The organism is Streptomyces sp. NBC_00440 (assembly GCF_036014215.1).
Classification (GTDB): Bacteria; Actinomycetota; Actinomycetes; order Streptomycetales; family Streptomycetaceae; genus Streptomyces.
In genome coordinates, this window is the sequence record NZ_CP107921.1 from 5206346 (window position 1) to 5223944 (window position 17599).

Genomic DNA, 17599 nt, shown 5'->3' on the forward strand with positions numbered 1-17599 from the left:
CGCCGGATCCGCTGGCTATCGTGCGCGGATGACCTCAGAAATCTCAGATAGTGGAACGGGCGCGGCGGCCGGGCAGCGGTTCGGCGAGTACGTCGTCGTGCGCCGGCACGGCCATGTCGCCGAACTGGTCCTGGACCGGCCCAAAGCGATGAACGCCGTGTCGACCGCGATGGCACGGTCGATCGCGGCGGCCTGCGACGCGCTGGCGGCCGACCCGTCGGCGCGGACCGTGGTGGTGACCTCCACCCACGACCGGGCCTTCTGTGTGGGCGCCGACCTCAAGGAGCGCAACTCCCTCACGGACGCCGAGCTGGTGCGCCAGCGCCCCACGGCGCGCGCCGCGTACACCGGCGTACTGGAGCTGCCGATGCCCACCGTGGCCGCCGTGCACGGCTTCGCGCTGGGCGGCGGCTTCGAACTGGCCCTGGCCTGCGATCTGATCGTCGCCGACGCCACCGCCGTGGTGGGGCTGCCCGAGGTGTCCGTCGGTGTGATCCCCGGCGGCGGTGGTACGCAGCTGCTGCCGCGCCGGGTCGGCGCAGCCCGCGCGGCCGAGCTGGTGTTCAGCGCCCGGCGGGTGGAGTCGGCCGAGGCGCGGGAGCTGGGCCTGATCGACATCCTGGCCGACGACGCCAGGACCGGGGCGCTGGAGCTCGCGGGGCGGATCGCGGCGAACTCGCCGGTCGGGCTGCGGGCGGCCAAGCGGGCGCTGCGGCTGGGGCACGGTCTTGATCTGCGCGCCGGTCTTGAGGTCGAGGACGCGGCCTGGCGTTCGGTGGCCTTCTCCGGGGACCGGGCGGAGGGTGTGGCGGCGTTCAACGAGAAGCGGAAGCCGCAGTGGCCGGGGGAGTAGGACCGACCGGCACAGGCGTCCAGGGTGAGGGCCTCCGGGGCCGGATCCGTACGCCTGCATGTCACAGCCTGTAACACATAACTACTCAAAAGCCGCACATCGTCCTTAAGCTGAAGCAATGGGTGACGATGTGCGGCTGCGGGCCGTGGTGACGCTGGCGCAGGGCATGGCTGCGGCGCACACGCCGCGTGCGTCCTGGCGGGCGGCGACGCTCGGTGCCTGTGAGGCGCTGGGCGGCAGTTTCGCCGCGCTCTCGGTCTGGGAGCGGGAGCTGGGCCGGCTCAAGGTGCTCGCCAACGTGGGGGAGCGGGTCGAGGACGAGGCCGAATTCCCCGATGCCGAGACCTACCCGGTGAACCACTTCCCGGAGATCGCCGAATTCCTGCACGAGCGGTGGGCGAGCGGCGGCGAGCCCAACGCCTGGGTCGAGACGGCCGACGGGCCCGCGGAGTCGTCGGCGGCATCGGCCGGCTACTGCCACCAGCGGGTGGCCGCGCTGCGCAGGCGGGGGCGCGGCAGCTGTGTGGTCGCGCCGATAGTGCTGCGCGGCCGGGCCTGGGGCGAGCTGTACGTGGCCAGGCCGGTGGGGACGCCGGTCTTCGACCGGTCCGACGCGGACTTCGCGACCGTGCTGGCCGCGGTGGTGGCGGCCGGTCTCGCGCAGACCGAGCGCCTGGAGGAGGTCAGGAAGCTGGCCTTCACGGACCCGCTGACCGGGCTCGCCAACCGGCGCGCGGTCGACATCGGACTGGATGCGGCGGTGGACCGGTTCCTGGCCGACGGGACGGTCGTCAGCCTGATGGTCTGCGACCTCAACGGCCTGAAGCGCGTCAACGACACCCACGGCCACGCGGCCGGCGACCGCCTCCTCGAACGCTTCGGCTCGGTCCTCTCCGTCTGCGGCGCGATGCTGCCCGGCGCGCTGGCGGCCCGGCTCGGTGGTGACGAGTTCTGCCTGCTCTCGGTGGGCCCTTCGGCGGACGCGGTGATCGCGGTCGCGGACGATCTCTGTGTGCGGGCGGCCGAGCTGGAGCTCGGGGACGGGGTGGCGTGCGGGGTCGCGTCCACGGGTGATCCGATCGGGCCGCTCAAGTCCGCCCGCCGGCTGTTCCGGCTGGCGGACGCCGCGCAGTACCGGGCGAAGGCCGCACGGTCGGTGAAGCCGGTGGTGGCGGGGCGGGACGGTGCGGTGATGCGGCTCGCCGACACGCCTCCGCCGACCGGCGACCGGCGCCACCTCCGGGGCAAGCGGCCGGACTCCCGTACGTGATAAGCGGCTGATTTCCGGTACACGGCCGGATTCCCGTACCTGCATACGCGGCCGGATGCCCTTACGCCAAGGGGGCCCACCCCGTCCTGATCCGGACGAGAGGCCGCAGGTCAGCCGGTGTGTGTCCGGCGCGCGTAGACGACGGAGGCCGCGCCGAGTCCCAGGAACAGCGATCCACCGACCACATACCCGGTGGTGTCCGCTCTCCCGGCCGTCGCCGGGAGAGCGGCGGTGTGCCGCTGACCCTGGTGTGCGGGGGCGCCGCCGGTCCGCTGATCGCCTGTGGCGTGTGCCGACGGCACGAACCACAGGGCGCAGAGGAGGGCCCCCGCCGATGCGGCGGTCAACAGCGGCCGGCGGGCTGACACAGGATCGATCTCCCTTACTGCAAACGTGAATTGGCGCTCTGCGCGCTGATGCTAGTGAAAGCAGCGGGTCGCAGGAAAGTCGTGGACGTGCGGAGCCTTACGCTCCGTCGCATGACCAACGAAGAAACATCCCGCTATGTGCGCCTGAAGGTCGAATTGGTGCTGGAGGTGCACGACGCTCCCGCGCTCCGTGAGGCCGCGCTCGAACGGATCGCTGACGACGCGGAAGGGGCGCAGCCCGGCATGCTCGGTGAGGACCGTGTGCATGCCGACGCCGCGGTCAGGGAAGACGCTGCAGAAGCGGTCGCCCACCTGGTGGACCCGCTCGACCTGCTCGGCGATGTGCCAGGGGTCGAGCTCGTCCAGGCCGGGTGGTCGAGCGAGCAGATCGACTACGACCCCGATTCGCTGGAATGGGACCTGGACGAGGAGGATGAGCTGGACGACGACGGGGCGGAAGTGACTCCGTAACTCCGTTGTGTGACAGGGCATCCACGGGGGAACACGGCGGTGGAACGGGATCCCGGAGTGCGGGCACCGCACTCCGGGGGCCGCGGGGACCACAGATCTGCACGTGTTGTTTCACACATCTTCACTGGATGGGGAACCGACACATCGGTCCAGATGTTCTTAAAGGGCAGACGTTCTTGAAGAGCGGTACGGGCACAGTGCGGGCACACAGTCCCGGCGCTCAAGGTGACCTGCTCGGGGATTTTCGGGGTATTCGGCAACGATGGAGAAGCGTGTGATGACGGTAAGTAGGCGGCGCAAGGGCCTGATGGCTGCGTCCGCTCTGCTCGGCGGCGTACTGGTGCTGTCGGCCTGCAGTGGTGGCGACAGCAAGGCCGGCGGCCCGGACGGTGCGAAGTCCTCGCAGAGTGCGGTCGACGAGGCCGCGGCGAAGGACACATCCGACGCCCGAATAGCGATCACGCCCAAGAGCGGTGCCGACAACGCGGGCATCAACAAGGACGCCAAGGTCGCCGTCACCTCGGGCAAGCTGACCCAGGTCGCGATGACCAGCACCACGGGCACCACGGTCAAGGGCACCATCTCGGCCGACGGCGCCAGCTGGAAGCCGGACGCCCCGCTGGAGCGCTCGACCACGTACAAGATCGCTGTCACGGCGAAGGACGCCAAGGGGCGGCAGGCCCACGAGAACTCGTCGTTCACGACGGTCTCGCCTGCGCACAGCTTCATCGGCAACTTCACGCCCGAGGACGGTTCGACCGTCGGCGTCGGTATGCCGGTCTCGATCAACTTCGACAAGCCGATCACCAACAAGAAGGCCGTCGAGGACGCCGTCAAGGTGACGTCGAGCAGCGGCCAGCAGGTCGTCGGCCACTGGTTCAGCTCCACCCGCCTGGACCTCCGCCCCGACCAGTACTGGAAGGAAGGGTCGACCGTCACGATGAAGCTGGCCCTGGACGGGGTCGAGGGCGCCAGCGGCGTCACCGGCGTCCAGGACAAGACCGTCAGCTTCAAGATCGGCCGCAACCAGGTCTCCATCGTGGACGCAGCCACGCACACGATGAAGGTCACCCAGGACGGCAAGACGATCAAGACCATCCCGATCTCGGCCGGCTCCCCCGAGCACACCACGTACAACGGCCAGATGGTGATCTCGGAGAAGTACAAGCAGACCCGGATGGACGGCTCCACGGTCGGCTTCACCAACGCCGACGGCAAGGGCGAGTACGACATCAAGGACGTCCCGCACGCCATGCGGCTGTCCAGCTCCGGCACCTTCATCCACGGCAACTACTGGGGCGCCAAGTCCCTCTTCGGCTCGTCGAACACCAGCCACGGCTGTGTGGGGCTCTCCGACACCAAGGGCGCCAACGACCCGAACACCTCGGCCGCGTGGTTCTACAACCACTCGCTCATCGGTGACGTGGTCGTGGTGAAGAACTCCCACGACAAGACGATCCAGCCCGACAACGGCCTCAACGGCTGGAACATGAACTGGTCGGCGTGGAAGGCCGGTTCGCAGGCCTGACCGGACCGGGCGCGAGCCCACCCCGTCCCCGTACGACGGCGGCCCCTCCCCTGTGGACGGGCCGCCGTCGGCGTTCCGGCGCACCGCAGGTCCCACCGGGGCCTTCTCATCCGGCTCTCACGCCGGCCTTATCCCGCCATCACGGGCGGGTCCTAGTTTCACCGCATGTTCTTCACCTACCTCCGGCGCGAGCTGCGCCGACGCAGAAAGGCGGCGCTCGTCGTCGCCTCCGGGCTGGCCCTCGGGATTGCGCTGGTCATCGTCGTCAGCTCGGTCTCCGCAGGGATGGGCCAGGCGCAGGACAAGGTCCTGCAGTCCCTGTACGGCCTCGGTACGGACATGACCGTCACCAAGGCCGAGGCCCCCGCCGGGACCACCGGGGGCAACGCGCGGCCCAAATTCCAGTTCGGTGCGAAGGGCAGCAGCGACGACTCCAAGCAGAGCAGCGACCGGGTGATGGTGCAGGGCTTCCAGACCCTGTCGTCGGCGACCGTCGGCAAGGTCGGCGAGCAGAGCGGCGTCTCCAGCGCCGTCGGCGGGCTGAGCCTGAACGTGCTGAAGGTCAACGGCCAGTTCAAGCGCGGCGAGTACAAGCAGCGGGCGGGCGGCGGCGCCACCGGCCGTCGGGGCGGGGGCGGCGGAGCCCCGCAGGGCGAGGTCCAGGGCGGCGGTGCCAACTTCGACGTCGACTCGTACACCGTGTACGGCACGGACGTGGCCCACCTCGGCCTCGGCCCGCTGACCTCGTCGAAGATCAGCAGCGGACGTACGTTCACCAGCGCGGAGACCGACGCCAAGGTCGCCGTCGCCGACGCCTCCTACGCCAAGAAGAAGAAGCTCAAGGTCGGCTCCACCGTGACCATCTCCTCGGTCACGTACAAGATCGTGGGCATCGCCACCCCCGACAGCGGGGACTCGGCGGCCAACCTCTATCTGCCGCTGAAGCAGGCCCAGACGCTCGCCGGTGCCAAGGACAAGGTCACCACGGTGTACGTCGAGGCCACCGACTCGAAGCAGATCTCCGGCGTCAAGTCGACGATCCAGAAGAACGTCCCCGGCACCACGGTCACCACCTCCGCCGACCTCGCGGACACGGTGTCCGGCTCGCTGTCCACCGCATCCAACCTCGCCACCAACGTCGGCAAGTGGCTGTCGATCGCGGTCCTGATCGCCGCCTTCCTGGTGGCCGGTCTGCTCACCTCGTCGGCCGTCAGCCGCCGGGTGCGGGAGTTCGGCACGCTGAAGGCGCTGGGCTGGAAGAGCAGCCGCGTCACCCGCCAGGTCGTCGGCGAGGCGCTGGTCAACGGGTTGCTCGGCGGTGTCATCGGGATCGCGCTCGGGCTGGCGGGCGCCTACATCGTGACCGCCATCAGCCCGACCCTGTCCGCATCGGTGGGATCGTCGTCCGGCGGAGCGCGGGGCGGCTTCGGGGGCGGCGGTTTCGGCGGCGGCATGAGGGGCGGCTTCGGCGGCGGCAGGCAGGCAGCGTCGAAGGCCCTCGACATCGCGCTCACCGCGCCCGTCTCGGTCTCCGTCATCGGCCTCGCGGTCGCCCTCGCCGTGGCCGGCGGGCTCATCGCGGGCGGCTTCGGCGGCTGGCGTGCCGCACGACTGCGCCCCGCGGATGCCCTGCGCCGCGTCGAGTAGCAGCGCCGCCGCCACCCCCATCCACCCTCCGTACAGCAGGAGTTGAGACCGTTCCATGTACGAACTCAGCGGAGTCACCAAGCGCTACCAGCGCGGCAAGAAGACCATCGACGCGCTCGCAGGCGTCGACCTGACCATCGAGGACGGCGGCCGGCTGGTCATCCAGGGCCCCACCGGCGGTGGCAAGTCCACCCTCCTCCAGATGCTCGGCGGCCTCGACCGGCCGACCGGGGGCAGCGTCGTGCTGGACGGGGTGGACCTCGGGAAGCTCAGCGAGGCCAAGCTCACCAAGGTGCGCGCCCAGAACATCGGCTTCGTCTTCCAGTCCTTCAACCTGATACCGACGCTCACCGCCCAGGAGAACGTCGAGACCGCGCTCGTCCCGCTCGGCCTCAAGCCGTCCGTACGGCGCGGGAGGGCCGCCGACGCCCTGGAATCCGTCGGCCTCGCCGAACGCTTCGGGCACCTCCCGTCGGAGATGTCCGGCGGTCAGCAGCAGCGTGTCGCCATCGCCCGCGCGCTGGTCAAGAACCCCAAGGTGCTGCTCGCCGACGAGCCGACGGGCAACCTCGACGAGGGGATGCGCGACGAGATCATGGAGGTGCTGGAAGTGCTCTGGAAGGAGCACGGGCTGACGTTCATCATGGTCACCCACGACACGGCGCTCGCCCGCAGGGCTCCCCGGGTCGCGACCATCCGCAAGGGCAAGGTCACCATCACCGAGAACGCGGCGGCGTAGGGCCTTTCGTTCGGATCGGGCCGGGCTCGCGCCTGATCCGAACGAAAGGCCCCAGCACGGCGGCCGCGCTCCGGTCCGGTCCGGAGTGCGGGCAGGGCTCCGGGTCCGCGTGGCGGCGCAGGCCGGGTCGGCGTGGGTGCGGGGGCCGGGTCCGCGTGGCGGCGCGGCAGGTCCGGCCTCCGCCCGCGCCCCGGACCTAGTGTGTCGGCGGGCCCGGCCGCGCGCGGGGCCCCGCATCCGCTCGCAGCTGCTGCACCCGCCCGGGAGAGTCGCATGACCGTCGAGTACATCCGTTACCTGATTCCCGAGGACCGGACCGCCGGGTTCGAGGCGGCCTACGCGCGAGCCGCCGTCCCGCTCGCCCGGTCCGTGTACTGCACCGACTACGAACTGACGCGCTGCAGCGAGGAGCCGGCCGCCTACGTCCTGCGCATCACCTGGACCTCGGCCGATGACCACATCGACCGCTTCCGGGGAAGCGAGGAGTTCCGGGCCTTCTTCGCCGAGATCCGGCCCTACGTCGAGCAGATCGAGGAGATGCGCCACTACGAGCCGACGGCGGTGCACGGCACGGGCGCCGCGGTGCCCACCCTCTACGCGTGGGCCGGCGGTGGCGAGGCGCTGCGGCGGCTGACCGAGGCGTTCTACGTGCATGTGCTCAAGGACGGGCTCATCGGCCCCCTCTTCGCCGGGATGTCCGCCGACCATCCCGCCCATGTGGCCCTCTGGCTCGGTGAGGTCTTCGGCGGCCCCGCCGAGTACACCGAACACCACGGCGGCTACCCCGCGATGCTCGGCCACCACGTGGGCCGGAACATCAGCGAGCCGCAGCGCCGCCGCTGGGTCTCGCTGCTGATGGACGCGGCCGACGAGGTGGGGCTGCCGGACGACCCCGAGTTCAGGTCGGCGTTCGCCGCCTATATCGAGTGGGGCACCCGGCTGGCCGTCGCCAACTCCGCGCCGGGCGCCGAACCGCCGCGCCGCGCACCCGTACCGCACTGGGGCTGGGGGGCCGCGCCGCCGTACCAGCCGTGAGCCGGGCCGCACGGACCCGGTCGCGGTGCGGCCTCCAGCCCTGTGGTGGCCCGCTGCCGGGCCTACCGGGTGAGGCGCGGCGTCTCGTCCACACCCCAGGACGCCAGCAGCCGCAGCGCCTCCACCGAGTCCGTGCCCGGCTCCGCGTGGTAGGCGATCAGGCTCTGATCCTGGTCGCCCGGCAGATTCAGCGTCTCGTACGTCAGCGTCAGCGCGCCCACCAGCGGATGGTGCAGCCGCTTCACACAGTGGCCCTTGTCCCGCACGGTGTGCGCCGCCCACAGCACCCGGAACTCGTCGCTCTTGACCGACAGCTCACCCACCAGCGCGGACAGCTGCGGATCGTCGGGGAAGCAGCCCGCGAACAGCCGGAGCGTGCTCACTACCTCCGCGGCCACACACTCCCACTCGGTGAACAGGTCACGGGAGTTGGGGTCGAGGAACACGATCCGCGCCATATTGCGCTCCTCGGCCGGCAGCGCCGTGAAGTCGCCGAACAGCGCCCGCGCCAGCCGGTTCGAACCGAGGACGTCCATCCGCCGCCCCAGGACGTACGCCGGCACACTGTCCATCGCGTCCATCAGATGCTGGAGCTCGGGCCGCATCCGCTGCGGCCTGGCCGCGGCGGCCCGCTTCTTCCGCGGCTTCGGACCCGCCAGGTGCGTCAGATGCGCGCTCTCCGCGTCCGAGAGCCGCAGCGCCCGCGCCACGGAATCCAGGACCCCGCTGGAGACATTGCTGCCGTGACCCTGTTCGAGCCGGGTGTAGTACGCCACGGACACCCCGGCGAGCTGCGCCAGCTCCTCGCGCCGCAGCCCGGGGACCCTGCGGTGCCTGCCCAGGTCCGGCAGGCCCACGTCCTGGGGCTGGAGGCGGGCCCGGCGGGAACGGAGGAATTCACTGAGTTCGGCACGCTGGTCCATACGTCCAGTATCCGTGGTCGTACGCGGACCATCCTGACCCTGCCAGTGGTACGCACAGTGGACGTAGGCACAGCAGGGAGACGGCCCACGGTGTGTGAACGCTGAACCATCAGGCAGGCTGGAGCGACCACCCCATTTTTTTCTGAGGAGAACGTTTCCGGATGACTGTCACCACCGTCGCCGCGTACGCCGCCCCCGCACCGAAGGCTCCGCTGGAGCGCACCACCGTGCCGCGCCGGCCGGTCGGCGAGCACGACGTACTGATCGACATCAAGTTCGCCGGTATCTGCCACTCCGACATCCACCAGGCCCGCGACGGCTGGGGCGAGGGCATCTTCCCGATGGTCCCCGGCCACGAGATCGCCGGAATCGTCGCGGAGGTCGGCCCCGGGGTCACCAAGTTCGCGGTCGGCGACCGGGTCGGTGTCGGCTGCATGGTCGACTCCTGCCGGGAGTGCGACAACTGCAAGGCCGGCCTTGAGCAGTACTGCGCCCAGGGCAACACCGGCACGTACAACGCCCTCGACAAGCAGGGCGAGCCCACCTACGGCGGCTACTCCACGCACATCGTGGTCGACGAGAACTACACCCTGCGCATCCCCGAGGGCATCGGGCTCGACGTGGCCGCGCCGCTGCTCTGCGCCGGGATAACCACCTACTCGCCGCTCGCCCACTGGAACGCCGGCCCCGGCAAGAAGGTCGCCATCGTCGGCCTGGGCGGCCTCGGTCACATGGGTGTCAAGATCGCGCACGCGATGGGCGCCGAGGTGACCGTACTGAGCCAGTCGCTGCGCAAGCAGGAGGACGGGCTGAAGCTGGGCGCCGACCACTACTACGCCACCAGCGACCCGAAGACCTTCGACGAGCTCCGGGGCACCCTGGACCTGATCGTCTCCACGGTCTCCGCGCCGCTCCCGCTCGACTCGTATCTGAGCCTGCTCAAGACGGACGGCGCCATGGTCAACGTCGGCGCCCCCGAGGAGCCCGTCTCGCTCAACCTGTTCTCGGTCATCGGCGGCCGTAAGACCCTCGCGGGCTCCGGCATCGGCGGTATCCGCGAGACCCAGGAGATGCTGGACTTCTGCGCCGAGCACGGCTTCGGCGCGGAGATCGAGGTGATCGGCGCCGACCGGATCAACGAGGCGTACGAGCGTGTGATCAGCAGCGATGTGCGCTACCGCTTCGTGATCGACACCGCGACCATCTGAGGCGTCGTCGGGCTTCCCTCTCACTCCGGCCACTACCTCCGGGGTAATCGACGCCTGGCCGCCACCCCGGCAGGATCGGGCACAGAGCGCATCGCCCACCGCGATCCGCCACCCGCGCCTGATCCTGCCGAGGAGCCCCCATGACCGCGTACGCCGTCGCCCATCTGCGCCCCACCGACCAGCTCGTCGAGGATGTCTTCGTCTACATCGAGAAGATCCAGTCGACCCTCGACCCGTTCGGCGGGCGCTTCCTCGTCCACGACGCCCAGGTGGAGGTCCGCGAGGGCCAGTGGCCGGGAGCACTGGTGATGATCGGCTTCCCCGGGATCGTGGAGGCCCGTGCCTGGTACGACTCCCCGGCCTACCGGGAGCTGATACCGCTGCGCGCCGACCACATCCCGGGCGACGTCGTACTCGTGGAGGGTGTGGCACCCGGATACGACGCGGCAGCGACAGCGGCCGGCTACCGGGCCGCGGCGGAGAAGTAGAGCCCTGTTCTGTCCCTGGCGGGCCCGCTCACTCCACCAGCGCGCGGTATCCGGAGCCGAGCCGGTAGTCGCCCGGGTGCCGCACTGTCAGCCCGGTCCACTTCCCGCTCCGGTGCACCGACCCGCCGCCGCTCGACCGCAGCCAGGGCGAGTACGCGATCCGTACCGTCACCGTCCCCGGCCGCGGCACATGCACCACCAGCCGTGCGTCGCCGCCGCTCACGACGCTCGCGGGTGCTTCCACCAGCGGCGTCGCACCGCGTACCCGGTAGATCCGCCAGTGCGCGTCGTGCCAGACCGGCTGGAGCCAGCGCGGCCGCGACCGTACGAGCGCGGCCTCGCCCTCCGCCGGGCCGTCGGGGCGGCCGTCGTGCAGCACGACGTAACCGACGGCGAACCGGTCCAGCCACGCCCGGTACGTGGCGGGCGTCAGCGACCCGTCGTAGAAGAGCCGCCCGCGCTCCACGTCGAGCTGGCGGTTCCAGCCGCGGGCCATGTTCACGTGCGGGGCGAGCAGGGTGGCCTCGCGGTGGTTCCGGGCGGGCACCACCTCGACCCGGGTGCGGTCGGCGCGCAGCCCGTCCAGCGCGGTCACAACGCCCTTCGTGTCGGAGGCCCAGGCGGGCACGGTGGTGGAGACCCGCAGATCGTCGGCGGTCTTGTCGGCCAGCCAGTAGCAGTTCAGGCAGAGCGCGGCGGCGAGCAGCGCGCACCGCATCCGGGCGTGCTCGGAGAGGACCGCGACCAGCAGCACGACCGGACCCACCAGACCGACGAGCCGCTCCACGTTCGTCCCGATGGGGGAGGGGATCAGATACGTCAGGACGACGCCGGCGCCGTACACCAGCGCGCTGTACCGGACGATCCGGGGCCGCGCGGCGATCCCCAGCGCGGCGCACGCGGCCAGCGGCATCCAGAGCTTCCCGGCCGCCATCGGCTGCTCACCCTGGAACGGGAAGACCAGCGTCGTCGCGCCGACCACCACGCACGGCGGCAGCGCGAGCCGCAGGGCCCGGCGCCACTGCCGGTCGAGCAGCAGGGCGCCCGCGATGACCAGCAGGAACAGCCCGGCCACCGGACTCGCCATGGTCGTCAGCGCCGCGCACACGGGCGCCGCGACCCGGCGTTCCAGCCACAGCACGGCGAGCAGGCCGATCGCCACCCCCACCGCGAAGGTGGTCCGGCCGGACGCGACGTCGCACCAGAGCGCTAGCGCACCGAGCACCGCGGGCGCGAGCGGCCACCGCACGCCGGTGCGCACGACGAGAAAGGAGAGCACCCAGGTCCCGCCGGCTCCGGCCAGTACGGAGACGGTCCTGGCACCGCACCAGGCCATCAGATACGGCGTCAGCAGGCTGTAGTTGGCGGTGTGGGTCCCGCCGTACCAGAACAGGTTGTACGCCGAAGCCGGATGCCGGGACGCGAAACCGGCCCAGGCGAACTGGGCGGCCAGATCCCCGCCCCCGGTGGCCAGCACGGCCGCCCACACCGCGTACAGCGGAAGGACGCAGCCGGTGGCCACCAGCGGCACGAACCACCATCGTCCGGATATCCGGCCGGATATCCGCCCGGACCGGAGCCCGGAGTTCTGTCCGGAACTCTGTCCGGACCGTATGTTCCCCCCGGCGCGCAGCCGAACAACGCTCTCAGTCATCCCCACGGGGAAACCCTAGGGGGTGCGGCAGGCCGAGCCCCAGTGTTTCCGGGTCACTTCAGGGCGCTGCCGGCCGTCCACTTGTCCCAGGAGAGGTTCCAGCCGTTGATGCCGTTGTCCGGGGCGACATTGCCGCCGCCCGCGGAGTTCTTCACGATGACCACGTCACCGATCAGTGAGTTGGTGTAGAACCAGCCGGCCGGGGTGGAGGTGTCCGTACCGCCCTGCGCGTCCCGCATCCCGACGCAGCCGTGGCTGGTCGCCTGCGCGCCGAACGTGCTCGGCGCGGCCCAGTAGTTGCCGTGGATGAAGGTTCCCGAACGGGTCAGGCGCTGCGCGTGCGGCACGTCCGGGATGTTGTACTCGCTGCCGAGCCCGACCGTCGTGCTGTCCATCTTGGTCTGCTGGTACTTCTCCGAGATCACCATCGTGCCGTTGTAGGTGCCGTGGGCGGGGGAGCCGCTGGAGACCGGGATGGTCTTGAGCGGGCTGCCGTCGCGCACCACGGTCATCGACTGCTTCGCCGCGTCCACCGTGGAGATCTGCGACCGCCCGACGGTGAACGTGAACGTCTTGTCCTGCACCCCGAACACACCGGGGGAGACCTCGACGCCGGCCAGATTCAGCCGCACTTCCACGACCGACCCGGGTGTCCAGTACGCCTTCGGCCGGAAGTCCAGCCGCTGCGGATTGAACCAGTGGCCCACGGCCTGCTCGCCGCCGCTCGACGTGATGGTGACGGCCGATTCGACGGCCTTCTCGTTCTTCACCGGCTTGTCGAGGTTGAAGGAGACCTCCATGCCGACACCGACCTTGGTGCTGGCCTCCGGGGTGAAGAACGCGATCACCGAATTGGCCTCGGAGACGGTGGTGAAGTGGGCGATCTTCGCCAGGGTCTTGCCGCCCGGGTCCTTGGCCTTCGCGGTGAGCACGTACGGCGTGCCGCGCTCCAGGCCCTTGTCCGGCCGCCAGGAGACCTTGGACCCGGCCATCGCACCCGGCACGGCCCGGCCGGTGTTCTGGTCCGTCAGAGTGACCGAGGTCAGGGTGCCGTTCTCGACGGCGGCCCGGATGTCCCCGGTGTTGATGCCGACGTTCTTGGCGCCGTCCCCGGGCGTGGTGGTGAGCCGGGCCCGGGGCGTACTCGTACTGGTGGGCACCGGGGTCTTCGTACCGCCGCTGCCGCCGCCGGACCCCGCGGAGCAGGCGGCGAGTGCCAGCGCCCCGACGCTGAGCAGGGCCAGCAGGACGGCCCATCGGATCCGAATGCGGCTGATCGGTATCAAAGCTCTCGCCTCCACTGCGACGAGGAAGGGCCAGGCGGATTGCCCGGCCTTGGCACGTCCTGTCGGTGTTCGGTCGCCTTTCGGCTGGCTTTCTGTCTGCAGTCTGCGGCAGCCGACGCGGAGTGACACTTCTGATTGCGCTTACCGGGGGGTGCGGGGGCCGGGCGGGGCTGCCGGTGACGGGCCGGATTGTCAGTGGCAGCCGGTACGGTCACGGATCCTCGGGCGCACGCCGGCCCAGCCACCGCAACGGGCCCGACCGGCCCGGACCGGCCCGGCCAGCCCGAACGAGCCCCGCATCACCGACAAGGAAGGCGCCCCGCCATGGAGTTCCGCACCGACCGCAGCACATTCGCCGAGACCGTGACCTGGGCGGCCCGGGTGCTCCCGGCCAGATCGCCGATGCCCGTGCTCGGCGGGCTGCTCCTGGCGGCGGAAGGCTCCACGCTGCGCGTCTCCGGCCTCGACTACGAGGCGTCGGCGTGCATCGAAGTGCCGGTGGACACCGTGCGGCCGGGGAAGGCCCTCGTCATGGGGCGCAGGCTGCTCGACATCTGCCGGGTGCTGCCCGAGGGGCCGGTCGAGTGCGCGATCGAGGCCTCCCGCTTCACGGTGACCGGTGCCGGAACCAGTTTCGGGCTCTCCCTGCTGCCGCTCGACGACTATCCGGCCCTGCCGGACCTGCCCGAGCTGCGCGGGGCGGTGGACGCGGGCGAGTTCGCGGCGGCGGTCGCGCATGTCGTGGTGGCCGCCGGCCGCGACGACGCCCTGCCGGTGCTGACCGGGATCAGGGTGAGCCTGGACGGCGGCACGATGACGCTGGCCGCCACCGACCGCTACCGCTTCGCGGTGCGCACGCTCGGTTGGAAGCCGGACTCCGGCGCCGGCCCGGCCGACGTCGTCGTCCCGGCCCGCCGCCTGGCCGAGATCGCCCGCTCCCTCAGCCGTACGGGGATGGTTCGGGTGGCCCTGGGCGACGGTTCCATCGGCTTCGGCAACGCCGGGATGCGGACGACGGTGCGTCTTCTCGACGGCCGACTGCCGCGCCACGACAAGCTGTTCACCATGGAGAGCCCGGTCGTCACGGTGACGGACCGGGCCCCGCTGCTGGAGGCGGTCAGACGCGTCGCGGTGGTCGCCGAGGGCGACAGCCCCGTACGCCTGGACTTCTCACCCGAAGCGGTCCACCTGCACGCGGGGTACGAGGACGACGTGGCCTCACAGCGCCTGCCATCCCGCCTGGAAGGCGCCGACGACATCATGGTCGCCTTCAACCCGGCCTATCTGACGGATGCGTTGAGCGCCATGGACAGCCACTCCGTACGGTTCGATCTGCTCGGCCCCGGCCAGCGGGCCCTGCTGACCGGCCTGTCCACCCCGGACGCCGAACCGGACCCGTCCCACCGGCATCTGCTGATGTCGGTGAAGCCGCTGATGTGAGCGGAAGGGCGGGGCGGTACGGCGTCCGGAGCACCGCCCCGGTCCGCCCCGGTGCCCGCTCCGAACGCGGTCGGCCCGTCGAGCGCACCGCGGCGGAAGCTCAGCGCTCATCCCGGGATCGCAGAACACACGATCCACAGGGTCTGGCAATTTCTCTTACTCTCCATCAGCCGCCTGCAACGGGCATCCGGTGCCGACGCGCACCTCAAGATCGGCTCGCAGGGCGGCGAGTTCGGCCATGCGCGCGTCGATGACGTGGATCTTCTCCTCGAACAACGCGGACAGTGCTTCCGCGGTATCCGGCGCGTCGCGCAGTGCCTCGCCGTGCCGTGCGACCTCCGCCAGTGAGAATCCGAGCGCCTGCGCGGTGCGGATGTAGTGCAGCCAGGTCACCGTCTCGGGCGGGAAGTCGCGATAGCCGTTGGCCAGCCGCCGGCCTGCGACGAGGCCGAGCTTCTCGTAGAACCGAATGGCGTCCTTCGTGACGCCCGCTTGTGCGGCCAGCTCTCCGATACGCATGCCCCTCCGTCGGATCGCGGCTTGACCTTGGAGCGTACTCCACTGTTTAGCGTGAAGCGTTGCTGCCCAGCACGACGCCACCGCGGTCCGCTCGGTGACCCGGTGCGCGGCCCACCGCGCCGCGAACCGGCTGTTCGTCACCGATCCCGAACCGCATATCTGGAGGGGAACCTGATGCGCATCCATCACCTGAACTGCGGCACGATGCAGCCGGTCGGCGGCCGGCTCATCAACGGCAACCGGCTGCCGTTCCGGACCGCCCGGATGATCTGCCACTGCCTGCTGATCGAGACCGACCAGGGACTGGTGCTGGTGGACACCGGGATCGGCCTGCGCGACATCGCCGACCCCAGGCGATCCCTGGGCCGCGAATTCCTGTTCCTCACCCGTCCGCGCCTCGACCTCGCCGAGACAGCGGTGCGTCAAGTGACCGGGCTGGGATACTCGGCCGACGACGTCAGGCACATCATCCTGACCCACCTCGACCTCGACCACGCCGGCGGGCTGCCCGACTTCCCCAAGGCAAAGGTCCACCTCCACGCGACCGAGCACCGAGCCGCGATGGGAACCACCGCACGGGCTGAACGATTCCGTTACCGAGCCGGTCAATTGGCCCATGGACCCGACTGGGTCACCTACGACCCCACCGGCGGAGACCGCTGGTTCGGCTTCGAGGCCGTACGGCAACTCCGGGGAATATCCGCCGACATCGCGCTGATACCGCTGCCCGGCCACACCCGCGGCCACGCCGGTGTGGCGGTGCGCCGCCACGAGGGAACGGAGAGCGCGACCGGCCCCCAATGGCTGCTGCACGCCGGGGACGCCTACTTCTCCCCCGGCGAGATCGACCCACTCGCTCCACGCTCCACCCCGGGACTGGCCCTCTTCCAGACCCTGGTCCAGGCCGACGGCCCGGCCCGCCACCGCAACCAGGCCCGGCTGCGCGAACTGGCCAGAGACCATGGCGATCAGATCGACATCTTCTCCGCCCATGATCCGGTCGAACTTGACCGCTGCCGGCAGAACGAGCCGCGGACCGCTGGGCACGAACGCCACGATCGAGCCCGGTAGTCGAGCCCGGTAGCGGCGGCTGTGTGGCCTGGCACGTGACGTCGGGATCTCCCGGGCCACCGGCCACCGCTACCTGCGCGAGGGCATCGACGCTCTGGCGTAAACGAGGCTCCCGACACGCTGCCAGGAGAAGGCCAGTCGTGGGGGAGCCAGCCTGCTCACGCCCGCATCGCGGGGTAGCCGGCCGGTCGGCCTTGGCCACACGGATCGGCAGCTCACGCCCGTGCCGCCGAGCCTGTGGTGCCGTGTGCCCCCACGGCGGGCATCTATCGGCAGAGAGGTTGCGGTCTTAGGCTGTTTGGCGTCGGTAGGTTCGGTCGCGCCTGCGTGCGAGCCACGAATCGGGCCGTCGGTGCGAGCGCTCGACGTACAGCGGTGTCGCTAAAATCAGTCTCTCTGACCACTCTCGTTGGGTACTGAGAAGCACGCGCGCATGTCCCCTGAGGCGTCCCTCTTGTTCAGCGGGATGCTCGCGAGCGATGTGTCGATAGACCCACTGGCAGACCTGCTCGGGGTCGTTGAGTCCTGACCGGTGGATTTCGGGGCTGCCAAGGACCGGGGGCAGATCGTCATTCCCGGACCTGTCTGAGTCCTCGATCTGACGGATGAGCTTGTAAAGCCATGAGGTGCCAGAGCCCATCCAGCCAGCCCCCAGCGGGTCGCCAGGGCTGACAGGCTTGCAACCGCCGACGACCAGGTGGCGCGCATCACCGCAAAGGAGCAACTTCACAGGCTTGTCCTGGCCTACTGTCTCCCCGGGCATTACTCCCGCAAAGAGAGCGATGTCCTGGACGGCAGGTACGCGGCCATCTCGCCCACCCGTTGAGTAGCCCATGGGTAGATCAAAACTGATCCAGCCCGGGTGTTCGACCACGGGATCCGTGAAGGGTTTGGCAAGTTCCTTCACAGACCGGAGGGCTTGATTGAAGAGCTCTGGCAGGCCCGCATCTTCGGGTTTCCCTGGAGCCTTGGAAAAGGTGATCTTGGGAGTCAGGGAAAGTTCACCAGATGTAGATCGTGTTGAAGTGGGTAATCCAACTCGACAGAGCTCGTCGCGGATCTTGCGCTCCGATATGTATACGAGGTCTGGCATGTTATT

At 70.2% G+C, this 17599-nt stretch carries 17 protein-coding genes; 11 read left to right on the forward strand and 6 right to left on the reverse strand.

Features of this window, described 5'->3' with window-relative positions; genetic code table 11:
• Positions 1 to 28: 28 nt before the first annotated feature.
• Together OHB13_RS23570 and OHB13_RS23575 are read left to right on the forward strand one after the other, a co-directional pair.
• Complete coding sequence (locus OHB13_RS23570) at positions 29 to 853, forward strand: enoyl-CoA hydratase/isomerase family protein (protein WP_266853812.1); 825 nt, start codon at positions 29 to 31, stop codon at positions 851 to 853.
• Between the two features lie 118 nt (positions 854 to 971).
• Positions 972 to 2123, forward strand: coding sequence for a GGDEF domain-containing protein (locus OHB13_RS23575; RefSeq protein ID WP_328378406.1), 1152 nt, complete (start codon positions 972 to 974; stop codon positions 2121 to 2123).
• A 110-nt stretch (positions 2124 to 2233) separates the two neighbouring features.
• Here the strand turns inward: OHB13_RS23575 and OHB13_RS23580 are convergent, their stop codons facing one another.
• Positions 2234 to 2491, reverse strand: coding sequence for a hypothetical protein (locus OHB13_RS23580; RefSeq protein ID WP_266853808.1), 258 nt, complete (start codon positions 2489 to 2491; stop codon positions 2234 to 2236).
• Positions 2492 to 2602: 111 nt separating this feature from the next.
• On the opposite strand from OHB13_RS23580, the gene OHB13_RS23585 reads away from it, so the two are divergent.
• The 5 genes from OHB13_RS23585 (at position 2603) to OHB13_RS23605 (ending at position 7911) form a co-directional block, all read left to right on the forward strand.
• On the forward strand, positions 2603 to 2962 hold the full coding sequence (locus OHB13_RS23585; RefSeq protein WP_266853806.1) for a hypothetical protein: 360 nt from the start codon (positions 2603 to 2605) through the stop codon (positions 2960 to 2962).
• A 262-nt stretch (positions 2963 to 3224) separates the two neighbouring features.
• On the forward strand, positions 3225 to 4490 hold the full coding sequence (locus OHB13_RS23590; protein WP_328378407.1) for a L,D-transpeptidase: 1266 nt from the start codon (positions 3225 to 3227) through the stop codon (positions 4488 to 4490).
• 165 nt (positions 4491 to 4655) lie between these two features.
• Positions 4656 to 6137 (forward strand): ABC transporter permease, encoded by a 1482-nt coding sequence (locus OHB13_RS23595; protein ID WP_328378408.1) that lies wholly within the window; start codon positions 4656 to 4658, stop codon positions 6135 to 6137.
• Between the two features lie 55 nt (positions 6138 to 6192).
• A complete protein-coding gene (locus OHB13_RS23600) occupies positions 6193 to 6876 on the forward strand; it encodes an ABC transporter ATP-binding protein (protein WP_266853800.1) in 684 nt (227 codons plus the stop codon).
• A 273-nt stretch (positions 6877 to 7149) separates the two neighbouring features.
• Entirely contained in the window at positions 7150 to 7911 is a 762-nt protein-coding gene (locus tag OHB13_RS23605) for a group II truncated hemoglobin (protein WP_328378409.1), read from the forward strand.
• A gap of 62 nt (positions 7912 to 7973) precedes the next feature.
• On the opposite strand, the gene OHB13_RS23610 is transcribed toward OHB13_RS23605, so the two are convergent.
• Positions 7974 to 8834: a helix-turn-helix domain-containing protein gene (locus tag OHB13_RS23610; RefSeq protein ID WP_266853798.1), complete on the reverse strand. Its 861-nt coding sequence runs from the start codon at positions 8832 to 8834 to the stop codon at positions 7974 to 7976.
• Positions 8835 to 8995: 161 nt separating this feature from the next.
• Between OHB13_RS23610 and OHB13_RS23615 the strand changes: the two genes are divergently transcribed.
• Entirely contained in the window at positions 8996 to 10042 is a 1047-nt protein-coding gene (locus tag OHB13_RS23615; protein ID WP_266853796.1) for an NAD(P)-dependent alcohol dehydrogenase, read from the forward strand.
• A 140-nt stretch (positions 10043 to 10182) separates the two neighbouring features.
• Positions 10183 to 10530, forward strand: coding sequence for a DUF1330 domain-containing protein (locus OHB13_RS23620; RefSeq protein ID WP_266853795.1), 348 nt, complete (start codon positions 10183 to 10185; stop codon positions 10528 to 10530).
• Between the two features lie 28 nt (positions 10531 to 10558).
• Here the strand turns inward: OHB13_RS23620 and OHB13_RS23625 are convergent, their stop codons facing one another.
• Together OHB13_RS23625 and OHB13_RS23630 are read right to left on the reverse strand one after the other, a co-directional pair.
• Complete coding sequence (locus OHB13_RS23625) at positions 10559 to 12061, reverse strand: hypothetical protein (protein ID WP_328378410.1); 1503 nt, start codon at positions 12059 to 12061, stop codon at positions 10559 to 10561.
• A 176-nt stretch (positions 12062 to 12237) separates the two neighbouring features.
• Positions 12238 to 13470, reverse strand: coding sequence for a L,D-transpeptidase (locus OHB13_RS23630; RefSeq protein ID WP_266853791.1), 1233 nt, complete (start codon positions 13468 to 13470; stop codon positions 12238 to 12240).
• A 324-nt stretch (positions 13471 to 13794) separates the two neighbouring features.
• On the opposite strand from OHB13_RS23630, the gene dnaN reads away from it, so the two are divergent.
• Positions 13795 to 14910: a DNA polymerase III subunit beta gene (dnaN, locus tag OHB13_RS23635; protein WP_328378411.1), complete on the forward strand. Its 1116-nt coding sequence runs from the start codon at positions 13795 to 13797 to the stop codon at positions 14908 to 14910.
• A gap of 156 nt (positions 14911 to 15066) precedes the next feature.
• Here the strand turns inward: dnaN and OHB13_RS23640 are convergent, their stop codons facing one another.
• Entirely contained in the window at positions 15067 to 15429 is a 363-nt protein-coding gene (locus OHB13_RS23640) for a MerR family transcriptional regulator (protein ID WP_266853787.1), read from the reverse strand.
• Between the two features lie 174 nt (positions 15430 to 15603).
• Here OHB13_RS23640 and OHB13_RS23645 point away from each other — a divergent pair, with 174 nt between their 5' ends.
• Complete coding sequence (locus tag OHB13_RS23645; RefSeq protein ID WP_328378412.1) at positions 15604 to 16500, forward strand: MBL fold metallo-hydrolase; 897 nt, start codon at positions 15604 to 15606, stop codon at positions 16498 to 16500.
• Positions 16501 to 16789: 289 nt separating this feature from the next.
• Here the strand turns inward: OHB13_RS23645 and OHB13_RS23650 are convergent, their stop codons facing one another.
• Positions 16790 to 17593 (reverse strand): SAVMC3_10250 family protein, encoded by an 804-nt coding sequence (locus OHB13_RS23650; protein ID WP_328378413.1) that lies wholly within the window; start codon positions 17591 to 17593, stop codon positions 16790 to 16792.
• Between the last annotated feature and the right edge of the window lie 6 nt (positions 17594 to 17599).